The organism is Halomonas sp. A29 (assembly GCF_046723295.1).
Lineage (GTDB): Bacteria > Pseudomonadota > Gammaproteobacteria > Pseudomonadales > Halomonadaceae > Halomonas.
Map to the genome: position 1 here is coordinate 508212 of NZ_JAXQPR010000002.1, position 14776 is coordinate 522987.

At 65.3% G+C, this 14776-nt stretch carries 14 protein-coding genes; 7 read left to right on the plus strand and 7 right to left on the minus strand.

From position 1 onward, the window contains the following. Nucleotides 1-149 precede the first annotated feature (149 nt). Nucleotides 150-956 (plus strand): amidohydrolase family protein, encoded by an 807-nt coding sequence (locus tag SPH52_RS05825; RefSeq protein ID WP_411794048.1) that lies wholly within the window; start codon nt 150-152, stop codon nt 954-956. Between the two features lie 92 nt (nt 957-1048). Here SPH52_RS05825 and SPH52_RS05830 read toward each other — a convergent pair whose 3' ends face one another. The 4 genes from SPH52_RS05830 to SPH52_RS05845 all read right to left on the minus strand — a co-directional run bounded on the left by SPH52_RS05830 (nt 1049) and on the right by SPH52_RS05845 (nt 5811). Beyond that, complete coding sequence (locus SPH52_RS05830) at nt 1049-2341, minus strand: NAD(P)-binding domain-containing protein (RefSeq protein ID WP_411794049.1); 1293 nt, start codon at nt 2339-2341, stop codon at nt 1049-1051. Beyond that, complete coding sequence (locus tag SPH52_RS05835; protein ID WP_411794050.1) at nt 2338-2898, minus strand: OsmC family protein; 561 nt, start codon at nt 2896-2898, stop codon at nt 2338-2340. Before SPH52_RS05835 ends, SPH52_RS05830 begins: the two co-directional genes overlap by 4 nt. 133 nt (nt 2899-3031) lie before the next feature. Next, nucleotides 3032-3559, minus strand: a complete 528-nt coding sequence (locus SPH52_RS05840) for a DUF4242 domain-containing protein (RefSeq protein WP_411794051.1) — start codon at nt 3557-3559, stop codon at nt 3032-3034. Next, a complete protein-coding gene (locus SPH52_RS05845) occupies nt 3556-5811 on the minus strand; it encodes a hypothetical protein (protein ID WP_411794052.1) in 2256 nt (751 codons plus the stop codon). The genes SPH52_RS05840 and SPH52_RS05845 overlap by 4 nt, the downstream gene beginning before the upstream one ends. Before the next feature lie 162 nt (nt 5812-5973). On the opposite strand from SPH52_RS05845, the gene cysK reads away from it, so the two are divergent. Further along, nucleotides 5974-7476, plus strand: a complete 1503-nt coding sequence (gene cysK / locus SPH52_RS05850) for a cysteine synthase A (RefSeq protein WP_411794053.1) — start codon at nt 5974-5976, stop codon at nt 7474-7476. Between the two features lie 16 nt (nt 7477-7492). Next, complete coding sequence (locus SPH52_RS05855; protein WP_411794054.1) at nt 7493-8083, plus strand: carboxymuconolactone decarboxylase family protein; 591 nt, start codon at nt 7493-7495, stop codon at nt 8081-8083. 78 nt (nt 8084-8161) lie between these two features. Here the strand turns inward: SPH52_RS05855 and SPH52_RS05860 are convergent, their stop codons facing one another. Continuing rightward, a complete protein-coding gene (locus SPH52_RS05860) occupies nt 8162-8992 on the minus strand; it encodes an MBL fold metallo-hydrolase (protein WP_411794055.1) in 831 nt (276 codons plus the stop codon). Nucleotides 8993-9089: 97 nt separating this feature from the next. Between SPH52_RS05860 and SPH52_RS05865 the strand changes: the two genes are divergently transcribed. Further along, nucleotides 9090-9692 (plus strand): TetR/AcrR family transcriptional regulator, encoded by a 603-nt coding sequence (locus SPH52_RS05865; protein ID WP_411794056.1) that lies wholly within the window; start codon nt 9090-9092, stop codon nt 9690-9692. Nucleotides 9693-9805: 113 nt separating this feature from the next. On the opposite strand, the gene SPH52_RS05870 is transcribed toward SPH52_RS05865, so the two are convergent. Together SPH52_RS05870 and SPH52_RS05875 are read right to left on the minus strand one after the other, a co-directional pair. Further along, entirely contained in the window at nt 9806-10210 is a 405-nt protein-coding gene (locus tag SPH52_RS05870; protein WP_411794057.1) for a VOC family protein, read from the minus strand. A gap of 68 nt (nt 10211-10278) precedes the next feature. Then, nucleotides 10279-11739 (minus strand): sodium/glutamate symporter, encoded by a 1461-nt coding sequence (locus tag SPH52_RS05875; RefSeq protein WP_411794058.1) that lies wholly within the window; start codon nt 11737-11739, stop codon nt 10279-10281. A gap of 181 nt (nt 11740-11920) precedes the next feature. On the opposite strand from SPH52_RS05875, the gene corA reads away from it, so the two are divergent. The 3 genes from corA to SPH52_RS05890 are packed head-to-tail and all read left to right on the plus strand — an operon-like array spanning nt 11921 to nt 14740. Further along, nucleotides 11921-13006 (plus strand): magnesium/cobalt transporter CorA, encoded by a 1086-nt coding sequence (corA, locus tag SPH52_RS05880; RefSeq protein WP_411794059.1) that lies wholly within the window; start codon nt 11921-11923, stop codon nt 13004-13006. A gap of 1 nt (nt 13007) precedes the next feature. After that, nucleotides 13008-13796 carry a helix-turn-helix domain-containing protein gene (locus SPH52_RS05885; RefSeq protein WP_411794060.1) on the plus strand — a complete coding sequence of 263 codons (789 nt, stop codon included), beginning with the start codon at nt 13008-13010 and terminating at the stop codon, nt 13794-13796. 41 nt (nt 13797-13837) lie between these two features. Beyond that, a complete protein-coding gene (locus SPH52_RS05890; protein WP_411794061.1) occupies nt 13838-14740 on the plus strand; it encodes a DMT family transporter in 903 nt (300 codons plus the stop codon). The last annotated feature ends 36 nt before the right edge of the window (nt 14741-14776 follow it).

The following is a 14776-nucleotide window of genomic DNA, read 5'->3' on the forward strand; positions in this document are numbered from 1 at the left end:
TCCCGGCGGGTTTCGCCTGTCTTGTTGCTGTCACTAAAGACCAGTGTATACTTCTAGTCAACCAGTTCTCTAGAGAACTAGACTTAAGTCTAGTCGGCGTGCTGATGACAGGTCCCCTGCGCAGGCGACCAGACGGAGAGGAATCGAGAGTGACGCAAGGATTCGACTGCCATGCCCATGTATACGCCCGGGTGGATGAGGCCAAGGGCTCCAACTATCGGCCCTTGCAGCCGGCACCGCTCGACGAGTGGCAGGGCTATCTGGAGGCATGCAGCCTTAGCGGCGGGGTGCTCGTGCAGCCCAGTTTCCTGGGAAACGACAACCGCGAGTTGCTGCAGATCTTGGGCAAACTCGGTAAGAACTACCGGGGGGTGGTACAGCTGCCCAAGGAGGCAGGCCTGGCTCAGATGAGTGAACTGAATGCTGCAGGCATCGTCGGTGTGCGCTGGAATCTCATCGAACGGCGCCGTGAGCTGCCGAATCTGGACGATCCCTTATGGATCGATTTCCTGGATCGCCTCAAGGCGTTGAACTGGCACCTCGAACTGCACCTGGAGGGGAATCGCCTCCCCGAACTCTTTCCGGCGCTGCACCAGCACGGTGTCACCTTGGTCATCGATCATCTGGGGCTGCCCGTAGAGGCCGACCCCTTTGCCGACAGCGGTTTTCGGCTCTTGTTGGAGGCGGGCCGAGGCGGTCGTACCTGGGTCAAGCTGTCGGCCCCTTACCGCTCCCCTGTGCATGATCTGAGACCACACGTTCGTGCGCTTCTCGATGAGCTGGGACGTGAACGGTTGGTCTGGGGCAGTGACTGGCCCTGGACTCGCCATGAAGGCAAGCATAGCTACCGGGATACCTTGGACTGGCTGACCGGCTGGGTCAGCAATGAAAACGACCGCCGATATATCATGGAGAAATCGCCACAAGCTCTGTTTCGGCTGGGCGAAATTACCTGACAGGAGAAGACCGAACGATCAGCAAGACCCAGCCGCTCCGTGCGAGCGGCTGGGTTCTTTGGTTTACAACATCCATCTGCTCCCGAGCACCGTCAGGCAAAGGAGTCGTGACGCCGTCCTGCCGTGGCCAGCCAGCCTGAGAGGTGGTGGCTGAGATCGCGGGCGTCATCGTCGGCCCCGTGGATGGCTCCCGACTTGCGCCGGCGCATGAAGGGCAGACCCATGGCGTAGAGGCCTGGCGCCACTATGCCGCCCTTGTGCCGCAGGCGCCCGCGGGCATCGAATACCGGCGCGTCCAGCCAGCTGAAGTCGGGCCGGTAGCCGGTGGCCCACAGCACCGTGCGGATTTCGCCGCTTGCCAGGTCGAGGCCGAGGCAGGGCCGCTGCGGTACCCGCGTGGGGGGGAGGAACTCCGGGCCAGGCAGGACGTCGTGCCAGTCATGGGCGATGGCCCAGGCGTCCAGATTGTCGAGCAGCCGGGCTAGCTTGAGGTCTGCCGCCGTGCAGTGCACGGCAAGCGAGCCCGAGAACTGCAGCCGGGTGCCGGCCAGACCCGCCAGGCGGCCGACCAGTCGTACGCCGCGCTCGCTCAGGGCGTTGAGGTCCAGGTCTTGCGGCTCAATGCTGCCCAGTAACTGGGGAGAGGGCTGGCGCCGGGCGCGGGCCAGGTCCTCCACCTCGTCGAAGCGCTGGTCGAGCATGCCTGCGTGCTCCAGCCACCATTGGATATCTCGCCCGCGGTAGCGCCGCGGCAGACGCAGGTGTTGCCCCACGGCAAGCGTCACAGGGCGGCCGCTGCGCTGGATCTCGTCGGCCAACTGCACGCCGGTGGCCGAGGCTCCCACCACCAGCACGCCGCCCGGCGGCAACTGCTGTGGGCGACGATATGCATGGGGCGTCAGGCTGGTAATCCAGGGCGGCAGGGCTCCGGCCATGGTGGGCACGACGGGAAGCTGACAGGCGCCGGTGGCGATTACCACCGCCCGGCAGCGCCAGGCGCCTTGCTGGGTCACCACTCGGTAGCCACCGTCCGCCGGCCGTACCGAGGTCACCTCGGTGCCGGTATGCAGCGGGGCCGAAAGGCCCCGTGCATAGCCATCGAGCAAGGCGACCAGTTCCGGCATGCTCATGAAGCCTTCCGGTTCCGGTCCTCCGTAGGCTTGACCGGGCAGCCGCGTCTGCCAGTTGGGCGTGAGCAGGCGCAGCGAGTCCCAGCGTTCATTGCGCCAGGCGTTGGCCACCTCGCCGCGCTCCAGGATCACGTGGTCGATGCCGCGCCGCGCCAGGTGGTGGCTCATGGCAAGCCCGGCGTGTCCCGCGCCGATGACCACAGTGGTCACGACGCGGGCCGGGCGCTGCGGCGGGCGTGGAAGCCCTGCGGTCATTTCACACTAACCTTCACGTGAGTGGGATTGGTGAGCAGGTCGTAGACCGCGGAGCGCTTCTGCGACTGGGCGACCAGCGCTTCGATGTCGGTACGGCTGGCGTCGGCGTCGATCTCGAAGGACACGCGGATGTCGTCGAAGCCGTTGCGGACGTCGGGGTCCATGCCGAGGATGCCCTGGATGTCCATGTCACCTTCCACCGTGGCCTTGACCGAGCGCAGTTGGATGCCGCGATGCTGGGCCACGGCGGCGATGCCGGCGGTGAGGCAGGCGGCCAGGCCGACCAGCACGTATTCCACCGGGGTGGGGCCATGGTCCTCGGCGGCGAACACCTCGGGGTGGTCCGCATTGTAGGTGAAGCGTGAGCGGTGCTGCTGTGCTTCACCGAGGCCATGGAAGTCCTCGACGGCAATGCGAGTATGGGTGCCGCGGACCCACTCGCTGTGGGCGCGCCAGGTGAAACGGGCAGCCTGGGGGGCCTGGGACAGCGCCTCGCGGGCGCCCAGCAGGGCGGTAACGTTGACGCCGTTGTCGATCTGTGGGGTGGCGATATGCATCTAGACTCTCCTCGTCGTATTGTTTTGTCTCGTCATGGGTTGACCGTCAGCGGTCAAGCGCGAGATTCGGTGGGCTAGGTGTGAGCCAGCGTGGGAGAGGGCGTGGTTTTTCAGATCGGCTGCGTGGAATCCACTACGGTGCAATGCGCTGAAAGGGCCAGATGCGGGCAACCGGCATACCGGCCTGATGCTGTGCCAGGCGTACCGATTCGGCATCCGGGGCGTGGTAGAAGCAGAGCATGCGTTGCCGGTCGAGCGAGAAGAGCGTGCGCAGGAAGCGCACCTGGTGATTGTCCAGGCATGCGGCCCCGGCATCTTCCAGGGCCTGGATCGCCTCAAAGGTCACCGCGGCGGCGAAGCGGCGCTCCACCATGACGTTGGCGGCTACCAGATCCGTGGCACTCAGGCTGGGGGCATCGTGCACGGTGCTGCCCCACAGCGAACTGACATCGGCGCCAGCCTGGCGCAGACCGATGCGTGCCGATTCCACGTCGGGCGCCTGGAAATGGCAGACCAGGCGGCGTCCGTCCCGTGCCAGCAGGCTCTCCTGCCATTGGATCCGATGGAGGTGGAAGCATGGCTGGGCTGCCTCGCTCAGCGAGCGCACCAGTTGCGATTCGAGGGGCTTGTCGAAGCCGCGCTCCAGGATCACGTCGATCATGCCTCGCCTCCAGCTGCGGGCTGAGCCCGCAGCGCTTGCCAGCGGCGCCGAGCCCAGCCGGCGACGGGTGCCCGTGCCAGCGCTTCGGCGACCTGGGCATGGTGTCTCCAGCCGGCCGTGTCGCCAAGGCGCCGGGCGCACTCGGCCAACAGGGCATGGGCCAGCAGCTGCTCGCTGCGACGCTCCAGTACCCGGGCGTGCTCCAGGGCTTCGCTGGCGCGCTGCCTGGCGCTTTCGGCTCTTCCGCGGGTTAAGTCGATTCGTGCCGCCTGCAACAGTAGAACGGCCAGGCGATGGCGGGCATCGGCGTGACGCAGGGTGACGAGTGCGACGCCGAATAGGTCGGGGTCGTCCTCCAGGGCATAGTGACACAAGGCTTCGGCGGCGGCGGCATAGGGCGCCTCGCTACCATCGCGCAGGCGTTTGCCGAGTTCACGCAACTGGGCGCAGCGCTCTCGAGCCTGTGCGTAGTCGTCCTGCTCGAAGTCCATCAGCAGCAACGTCTCCTGGGCCTGGAATTCGCCCAGCTTGTCGCCCATGGCCTTGCACAGGGTGCGGGCTTCCTTGAAGTAAGCCCCCGCTTTGTCGAAGCGATCTTCATGCAGGCTGAGCAGGCCTTGAGCCAAGGGAATGGCGGGATGGCCGATATTTTGCCGGATGGCTAATTCGCGTGCCTGGGCAAGCAGTGCAGTCGCCTGGTGCAGGTCGCGCTCGAGCATGGCCAGGCAGCGGGCGGTTTCGGCCATGGCGATGACTTGCTCGCGGCCTTCGCCGCAGCGGGTTGCACGTTCCGCCTGCAGTGTCTGCTCATGCGCGTCGCTCCACTGGCCGTGGGCCCAGCGGATATGACTGGCCAACTGGTAGCCGAGTCGCGCATGGGCCAGGGCGCCGTGTTCCAGGGCCTGTTCGGCAAGCGCGACCACTTCGCCAGCGCCGGCTTCCCAGTCCGCCAAGGGGGCGGCACTGTAGAGAATTTCGTGCAGCTCGAGGGCCAGGCACACGCGCCGGGTACCGGTCATGTCCTCGGTCAGCGCGAGGCCTCGCTGGGCGAAGCGCTGGGCTTCGTCGTTGGCGAAGATGCGCAGGCAGAAGCGGCCGGCCTCGATCATCGCACGGGCGGCCAATTCGATGTCGCCGCTGGCATGGGCGTGGTGGGCCAGCTGTGTGGCTTGCCGCATATCGTTGAGGGGCGCTTCGGCCAGCCATTCGGCAACACGGCGATGCATGGCTTGGCGCCGTGCCGGGGAGATTGCTTCGTACAGCTCGGCGGCCACTTCGCTGCGGGTGAAGCGCAGCCCTTGAGGGCCGGTGGAAAGCCACTGGTGGCGTTCCGCTACTTCCAGGGCCATGCCGATACGGTTGGTGTCGAGCCCCGAGACCTGGCCCAGGGTGGCCGGGTCGGGTTCGGGGGCCAGCAGTGCCGCCCAGCGCATCACTTCGAGGGTATCTCCCTCCAGGACAGGTAGGCCACGATCGGGAGTAGAGCGAGGTGAAAACGTCGTGTCGGTACTGGCCGGCAGGGGGCCTTGAGCTTGCTTGCTCTCCCGCCAGGCACGCAGCAGCTGGCCGTTGAGCGGCAAGCCCGCCTCGCGGATGAGACGCACACCCAGTTGCAACTGCTGCTCGGCCTCACGCGGCCTGTGCAATGTCTGCAGCAGACGCACCAGCTGCGCACGTGCCGCTTCGTCGAAGGGGGCGAAACGCACCCAGGCATGGGCATGGGGAAGGGCGCGTTCTGGCATATCCGCGAGTCGCCCGACCAGTGTCGTCAGCAGGGTGGTCTGGGCACGCATGGCGGCTTCGCGCTCGGCCAGGCACCAGCCATGAAAGTCGGGAAAGCGATCCAGCTCCAGGCCTTCGAGAAAGGGGCCACGATAGCGGCAAACGGCGCGTTCGAGCACTTCGATGTCTGCCGTCGCCAAGCCATCGTGGCATAGCGCATGCAGGCCGACTACGTCGATGTCGATGTCGCTGGCGTCCAGGCTCACGCCGAGTCGGTCTGCTCTGAGCCTGTGCCTGTCTGGATCATCCACCAGGCGGCGCAGCTTCGACAGGCTCCAGCGCAACGAGCCCCGCGGGTCGTCGGGCAGCTCCCACAGCAGGTCGCACAGGTGTTCGCGGCTCAATGGGCGGGAGTGGCGGGCCAGGTAGGCGAGCAGGGCGCGGGTCTTTCGTGACGGAGGCAGTGCCAATACCTGCCCGTCCCGAACCACTTCGAGATCGCCGAGCAGGTTGAGGGTCAGCACGCTCATGTCAGGACCCGATAAGATAACGCTTGCAGTATAGTCCGCGTTATCAGCGGGCTGGCTGCCCATTTTTTTAAGCCTTGGGCAAGAAAAAACCACGCTGGCTTCCACGCCCGCTTCCTCGGCACGGGTCGACCCTGTGAGCATGCCCACCCGAGGAGACACACGATGACCCGCTACACCAGCATATTGGAAACCATTGGCCGTACCCCACTGGTGCGGCTTGCCCGACTCGCGCCGCCGGACGTCAACGTGCATGTAAAGGTGGAGGCCTCCAATCCCATGGGGTCGGTGAAAGACCGAATGGCACTGGCGGTGATCGAAGCCGCCGAACGCAGTGGCGCCTTGCGTCCGGGCCAGACGGTGATCGAGGCCACCAGCGGCAATACCGGTATCGGCCTGGCCATGGTATGCGCACGCAAGGGCTACCCGCTGGTGGTGACCATGGCCGAGAGTTTCAGCCTGGAGCGGCGCCGGCTGCTGCGCTTCCTGGGCGCGCGGGTGGTGCTCACACCCGCCTCCGAGAAGGGCAGCGGCATGCTGGCCAAGGCGATCGAACTGGCCGAAACCCACGGCTACTACTTGTGCCGTCAGTTCGAGAACGAGGCCAATGCCGAGGTGCATAGCCGCACCACGGCGCGAGAGATTCTCGACGACATGCAAGGTGAACCGATCCATGCCTGGGTGACCGGCTTCGGCACCGGCGGCACCCTGAAGGGCGTATCCAGGGTGTTGAAAGCCGCCGATACTGCGACCCGCGTGGTGGTTGCGGAGCCCGACAATGCTCCTCTACTGGGTAGTGGCGAGGCGCAGCCGGCAGGCATGAGCCACCCGCATTTTCGGCCTCACCTGATGCAGGGTTGGAGCCCCGACTTCATCTCGCCGCTCACCCAGCAGGCAGTGGCCGCCGGCATGGTGGACGAGGTGGTGCCGGTAGCGGGTGAAGAGGCGCTGCGCCTGGCCCGGGAGCTGGCTCGCAAGGAGGGTATCTTCGTCGGCATTTCCGCCGGTGCGACCCTGGCTGCTGCCCTGGAGGTGGCCCGGCGGGCGCCGGCCGGTAGCCATGTCGTCTGCATGCTGCCCGACACCGGCGAACGCTACCAGTCCACGCCTCTGTTCGAGGGCATTGGGGACGAGATGAATGAGGAGGAACTGGCGCTGTCACGCTCCACGCCCGGCTTTCGCTTCGACACGCCCGCGGCTGCGCCGGCTCCCCAGCCGCCCGCCGCGCCTGTGGCACAAGATGCGACAGGGCAGTTGGCGACCAGCGATGCGGAGGCCGAACGTCGGCTCGACGACTGCCTGGCTCAGGCACCGGTGGTTATGTTCGCCTTGGCCTGGTGCGAATTCTGCTGGGCGGCGCGCAAGCTGTTCGACCGCCTGGGCGTCGATTTCGTGAGCGTGGAGCTGGACGCCCCGGCATACCAGGCCGACGACATGGGCGTGCGCCTGCGCCCGGTGCTGGCGCTGCGCACCGGGGCGCCCACCATCCCGCAGATCTTCATCGGCGGCGAGCCGCTCGGCGGTTGCGGTGAGCTGTTCGAGGCCTGGGCCGACGGCAGCCTTGGCGAACGCTTGGCGGCATGCGGCGTCGCTTATGACAGCGAGGCGAGGATCGACACCGAGCTGCTGCTTCCGGCCTGGCTGCATCCACGTTCCACCACGGCTTGATACGGAGGACGCCGGTATGTGCTACATCGAAACGATTGCCCCGGAGCAGGCCGAGGGCGAGGTCAAGGAGATGTACCAGCGCCAGGAAGCCCATTTCGGATTCTTGCCAAACTATGCCCGAGTGTTCTGTCATCGCCCCGAGGTGATGAAGTGCTGGGCGGCGCTGATCGCGACCATCCGCCGGCCTATGTCGTCGCGGCGGTACGAGCTGGTGACGCTGGCCGCTGCACGTGCCTTGGGTAACACCTACTGTTCGCTGGCCCATGCCAAGGTCCTGTCGGGCCTATTGGGCATGGAAGAGACCCAGGCCATGCTGGCGGGCGAGATAGGCCCGCTCAGCGAGGCGGAACGCGGGATGATGGCCTTTGCCGCCAAGGTGGCCTGCCGCGCCCAGGAGATCGACACCGACGATATTGAAGCGTTGCGGGCTCACGGCCTCGCCGATGACGAGATCTTCGACATCGTTGCCGTGGTGGCGGGGCGCGCCTTCTTCACGCGCATTCTCGATGGCCTGGGGGCCGAGGCCGACGCCGCCTTCCGCGAGCTCCCGCCAGGAATGGTGGGGCCACTCAGCGTGGGCAGGCCGATAGCGCTTGATGAAGCGTAGGCTTGAGCCCGGCGCCTCATGGCGCCGGGCCTCTTTCGTCCTGGGAAATGCCATGAAGGCACTCGTGCCCGCACCGCATCATGCCTCCAGCGGCGCCTCTACACCGCTATTCAACGCCTCTGCCACGGCCTCTATGGACAGTGGGTCGACCTCGGTAGCAGGGCCTGAACACCAAGCTTCGTGCACCAGTGCGGTGAGCGTCGAAAGGTTTCCTTCGGCAACCGGCAGGTGGCCGGAGAGCACCGTGGTCGGTGCCAGGCGCTCCAGGGTTTTCAGTGATCTGCTGAAGGCGTCTCGGTCGACCGTGGCCAGCCAGGGAGCGTCGATCGAAGCCCAAGTCACCAGCCCGGCACGCAGGGTTTGCGCCTCGATTTCCGCTACGTTAACGGCCGGTTCGGGAAGCAGTGCCCCAAAGCTGTCGGCGGCGAACAGGGTACGCGAGCGGGTATCGAGGAAGCCGAGGGTTTCCGGCGCGTCGTAATACGGCGGGCGCAGCGGCACCAGCTCGCGGTCGCCCAGGGTGAGGCGTGCACCGGGCTCCAGCAAGTGCACCCGTTCGGTATCGAGACCGAGCAGACCCATCTTGCCCATGCCCAGGAAATTGGTGACGACCCTGGCCTGCGGGGCTCGTTCCAGTATCCGGGCAAGGTTGCCGATGTGGTCGGCATCGGTATGGCTCAGCCAGATCCAGCGCAGGTCGGTAAGATCGATCTCCGCTTCCAGGGCGTCGAGGAAGGCATCGCCGAGTGCACAAAGGCCGGTATCTACCAATACCGGTTCCCGGCCTTTGTGCAGGAAGGCGTTAACCGCCAGGCCGCCCATGCCGGGCAATGGCAGGAAGGCGGGTAGTACACGCCAGTCGTTTCCGGCCTTCCAGGTGGCCAGCATTGCAGGATTATTGTTCGTCATCTTCGGGCTCCGGGGTATTGATCTATTTTCAGTGAACACTCTTGTTCACATGGCAAGTGAAAGCCCATGCGCGGCGCTTGTCAAGAGTTGAGTGAACATGTATGTTCACTTAATGACCGAGACACGACGTTATACTCAACGTAAGCGCGCCGCCGACCGCGAAGAGACCCGCCTGCGCATCGTCGAGGCGACCATGGCGCTGCATGAGGAGATCGGCCCGAGTGCCACCACCATCAGTGCCATCGCCCAAAGGGCCGGTGTGCAGCGCCTGACCGTCTATCGTCACTTTCCTGACGAAACTGCTGTCTTCGCGGCCTGTACCAGCCACTGGCTCGAGTTGAATCCGCCGCCGGATCCTGCCGGCTGGGCTTCCCTCGAGGCGGGGCAGCGCCAGGCCCACGCCGCACTGGTGGCCTTCTATCGCTACTATCGCGATACCCAGCGCATGTGGCGGACCGCCATTAGCGACGAGCCCAAGGTGCCGGCGCTTCAGGGGCCCATGGAGAGTTTTCGCCAGCAGTTGAATGCGCTGGGTGAGGCAATAGGCAAGGGCTTCGGCGGCACAGCGGATTCGCTCCCAACCGCCACGCTGCGTCATGCCCTGGCGTTCACCACCTGGGCATCACTTGATGAACAGGGGTTCGACGACGAGGCCATGGCGGATCTCGTGATGGACTGGTTGAGAGGGCTGAGGAATTAAAGTGCTGCTCGTTCTGGCTTGAGATGCCGGTAGTGCGACGCTCTACCGATTCTTGTGCGCTCTGATGATTTCTGTACATCAAAACGACGGCGCGACAAGGGCGATGCTGACGCTCAGGCGGGCGGCCCCTTGAGCTCGATGGTATTGCCTTCAGGGTCTTCGAGGTAGATCGAGGGACCCGAGCCTTCGGCGCCGTAGCGTTGCTTGAGTTCACCGGCCTCGATGCCATGGCTGGCGAGATGTCGGCGAATCGCCACTTCGTCAAAAGACTCCAGGCGCAGACAGAAATGGTCGAGGTTGCGGCCCTCGCGTCCGGGGGCCGCGCCGCCAAGCTGTCCCAGCGTGCCCTCCACGGGTACCAGGTCGATCAGGCTGCGTCCGGCGCGTAGTTGGATCAGGCCAATCTCTTCCTGATGCTTTTCCACGGTGCAGCCCAACGCCTCGCAGTAGAAGGCGAGCATGGCATCGGTGTCGCGGATGCGCAGCACCAGGTGGTCGATTCCTTGGATGGGCAGCATGGCGTTTCGAATTCGCTGTAGGGGTTAGTCGACACTATGGACCAGACGATTGGCACGCTCCAGGCCAGTCACCACCTGCCGCGTCCTCGTTCCGGCACCATACGCCCGAAATAGAGTAGCCCGAAAGCCAGCCAGGCGACGGTGAGTACCAGCGTCAGGCCGAGTATCGCCGGAGCGCCGAACTGGACGATGAGCGGCAGCGAGGCGGCGGTGAACAACCCGCCGCCGACCACCGGCTCGAACATCAGCTGCTTGTAGCCGAAGCTTTCGAAGGCACCGGAGCGGTTCTTGGGGTCGGCCATGCGCATCAGCAGCAGGCCAGTGACGGTGACACCCATGGACTGGCCGAAGTCGCCGATGCCGCGTTCGAACCAGTTCTCGGGGATCACTCGCGGGGCGATCACGATCAACACGAAGAGCGACCAGCCGATGCCGGCCAAGGCCAGCAGCAGGAAGGGAATGAAGTGCTCGCCCAGAACGCCGAGGGAGAGCGTGGCCAGGGCCGCAACGATGGTGAAGTCCAGCGCGGTACCGGCGATGCGCGCCATGGTGCGGCTCGAGACGTGGGGCTCGAGGCCGAAGCGCGTCACGATGAGTTGTATGATCACGCCGCCGATCATGGCGAGGGGAAACAGCGGCACGTGAGCGAGTACCTCCAGGCCGCCGTCGCGGGCCCAGGTCTGCTGCTCGATCCACTGCAGCCCGGTAAGGATCAGCCAGCCGATGACGATAGCGATGCCGACCAGGCCGATATGCAGGCTCAAGGGATCGGCTGTTTCCTCCTCCTGGGCCAGATCCTTCTTGAATTCGCTGTACTCTTCGGTGGGGGGAAGCTCGTTTTCCTCCCCATGCACCATGGCTTGTGCTTCGTCCAGCGCATCGGAAGTCTTGCGGGGGTTGTCCAGGGTGATCACGCCGCGCCGTGCGGCCAGGTTGATCATCAGCGTGCCGATCAGTACGCCCGAGACGATACCTACGGTGGCCAGCCCCAGCGCCAGGTCGGCGCCCTCCTCGAAGCCCAGCTCGGCGAACGTGTCGGCCATGCCGGCCGCCGTGCCGTGGCCGCCCTCGAAACCGATCTCGATCAAGGCGCCGGCCATGGGATTCATGCCGAACAGGGGCGCAAGGATGAGTATCGCCAGGGTCAGACCGACCACGTACTGGCCCCAGGCCATGGTCTGGCCGACGACCACCTGTGGCCCGGCACGTAGCCAGATGGTGCGCAACCCGGGAATCGGACGGCCGATGAACAGTGCCGCGAAGACGACGTTGATCAGCAGGCCGGGGAGTTCGGCCCAGCTCTCGAAGACGTATTCGGGAAACAGGCCGGCGGCATTTTCGAAAGGGCCTGTTACGGCACGTCCCAGCGCTTCGGGGCCGAACAGCAGCAGTATGAAACCGCCAATCACCGAGCTGGGCAGGAACAGGCGCTTCAGCCAGGGGGAGACGTTGCGGATGGCATTGCTGGCCAGCAGCACCAGCGAGATGAGTACCAAGGCAATGAAAAGCTCACCCACCGTCATGGTCATGTCGTTCTCCTTCCCTGGAATCACTTCCGTTGCCGCATCGGCTTGCTTCAGCTTAGCTGAATTCAGTCGTCGTCCAAGGCCGCTGGCCAGGTGTGTCGGCTAGCGTGTATGTTGCCGAGGTTCGCCTATTGACCTGGGCGTGCCAGTATTGGACCTGGCCGTTTCGCCAAGGAAGCCACTCATGACCCGACTGTTCCAGAAGCATTATCACCCGGCTGGTACCGCACCCGGAACGCTACGCGAGCTGTCGCTGGAGCAGGCGGCCCTGCAGGGGCCGGCCACGTTTCTTCTGGCAAGGCGCGATGACGGTCGTTGGGGCGAGATGCATGAGATCGTGCCCGAGGCGATTCCCGAGGCATCGCCGGAAGGGCCGTTGTGCTGGCTGCACGTACAAGGCATGCCTACGGCCGAGGAGCTCGAACTGCTCGGCGAGCGGGTGGGGCTGCACCCGCTGGCCCAGGAGGACATCCTCAACGGCGGACAGCGACCCAAGGTCGAACGCTTCGAGGAATCGCTGGTGATCACCCTCGGCATCCCCGAGGTGGATGAGGAGGGTAACTTGTACCTCTACCAGCTGACCCTGTTCATGGCCGGCAACGTCGTCGCCAGCGTCATGGCCGAGATGCTGGATCCCTTCGTCGAGGTGCGCCGTCGACTCAAGGAGCGCGGTGGACGCGCCCTGGGGGAGTCGGACGACTTGCTCTATGGCCTGCTCGATGCCGCCGTGGACCACGCTTTCCCGGTGCTGGACGGTGTAGGCGAGCGTATCGAGGAGCTCGAGATGGAGATTCTCGACCGCCCCGACAGCTCGACGCTGGAGCGTCTGCATGGGCTGAAGCGCGAGCTGATCATGCTGCGACGCTATCTATGGCCCACCCGCGAGGTGATCAACCAGCTGCTGCGCGATCACAACGATCTGTTCACCTCCGATACGCGTCTGTGGATGCGGGATGTCTACGACCACACCGTGCAGGTGATGGACCTTGTGGAAAGCTATCGCGACATGACCGCGAGCCTGCTCGACGTCTATCTCTCCAGCATGAGCAATCGGCTCAACGAGAGCATGCGCAAGCTCACCATCGTCGCCACCGTGTTCATGCCGCTGACCTTCATTGTCGGGGTTTATGGCATGAACTTCGAGAACCCGGCCAGCCCCTTCGCCATGCCCGAGCTCGGCTGGTACTGGGGCTATCCTATGGTATGGGGCCTGATGATCGCCGTCGCCGTCGGCATGGTGGTTTGGTTCAAGCGCAAGCACTGGTTCTAGCATGGGGGCCGACACTCTGGAACGTCCAATCATCGAGACACGCCGTTATCCCGATCGCGTGCTGAGCGATCGCCACGGTTACCACCAGTTGCTGCTGGGACTCGATGGTGCGTTGGAGCTCGAATCGGCAGGCCGGCTCGTCCACGTGACCCGCGGCATGCTGGCCCCGGTGGCAAGTGGAGATGTGCACTACTACCTGGCGCCGGGCAACAACCGGGTACTGGTGCTCGATCTGCCGGAGGCATGGTGCGAAGCGCTGGCCTTGGAGGGATTGTTCGAAGGCCGGGCCCGGCGCCTGCCCGAGGCGCTGGTGGCTCGGGGCGAGAGCCTGCATAAAGCGAAGGAGAGGGAGTCCGGCCAGGCGCTGGTGCGTTGGCTCGAGATGATGCTCGAGGCCGGAGGTCGGCGTGCTGCATCGCCGCGGCTGAAACTGCTCGAACTGCTGCCAGCCGTGCGTGTCGACCTGGCGCATCCATGGCGCGTCGCCGAAATGGCAGAACGCTGCCACCTGGCCGAGGCCGTCTTCGCTCGCCAGTTCCGCGCCTTGACGGGGCTCTCGCCCCACGAGTGGCTGGTGCGGCAGCGCCTGGCGCGTGCCTGCGAGCTGCTCCAGGTCGGCGGTGCCTCGCTCACCGAGGTGGCCCTGGCCTGCGGCTTTGCCGACAGTGCCCATTTCTCGCGCAGTTTCCGCCGCCAGCACGATGTCTCGCCGAGTGAATGGCGACGACTGATGGCCTCGGGCGGCACCGCGGAAAAAGGTCAGGATTCGACAAGCCGCATCTCGACCTGACGCCCATGCTGTGGCCTCGACAACGCTGACGAGGCCTCCTCATGGCTGCTCTTACCCGATCACAGGCCACGGCTATCGGGGCCACCACCATTCTCAACTGGGCGCTGCTCGCCACCTTGACCCAGCTTTCGGGGCCGGTGCCACTGTTCCTGCTGACCGGCCTGGCCTTCGGTATCGCCTTCCTCTGCTTTCTTGCCTGGAGCCTCGGCCGGCGTGAGTCGTTCATCGCGCCGCTGCGCCAGGCCCCCTCGGTCTGGGCGCTGGGAGTCGGCGGGTTGTTCGGCTATCACGCGCTCTATTTCGTCGCCCAGCAAAATGCGCCACCGGCCAACGCCGGGCTGATCAGCTACTTGTGGCCGCTGTTGATCGTGCTGTTGGTCGGCCTGTTGCCGGGAGAGCGCCTGCTGGCCAGGCACGTGGTCGGTGGGCTGCTGGGCTTCGCCGGGGCGGCACTGTTGATCGGTGGCGATCTGGGCGGTGGAGGCAGCGTGCTCGGCTACGGGGCCGCTTTCGCCTGCGCCTTGGTGTGGAGCGGTTACTCCGTGCTGTCACGGGCCAAGAAGGCGGTACCCACGGCTGCGGTGGGCGGCTTCTGCCTGGCTACGGCGCTGCTGGCCTTCGCCTGCCATGGGCTGTTCGAGGCGACGCGCTGGCCCCAGGGGATCCAGTGGCTTGGCGTGATCGGCCTGGGCCTGGGACCTGTGGGCAGCGCCTTCTTCACCTGGGACATAGGAGTCAAGCACGGCGACCTGCACCTGCTGGGTCTGCTGGCCTACGCCACGCCGCTGCTTTCCACCTTGGTGTTGATCGTGGCCGGCTACGCCGAGGCTACGCCGCTGCTGGCGCTGGCGGCCGGGGTGATCACCTTGGCCATGCTGATAGGCAGCGGTGCGTTGGCCCGGCGCGGCAAGCGTACGCCACCGGCGCGCCCCGATCCCATTTGAGATGGAGCGCGCTTGAGCTGATTGAATGAGCCTCTC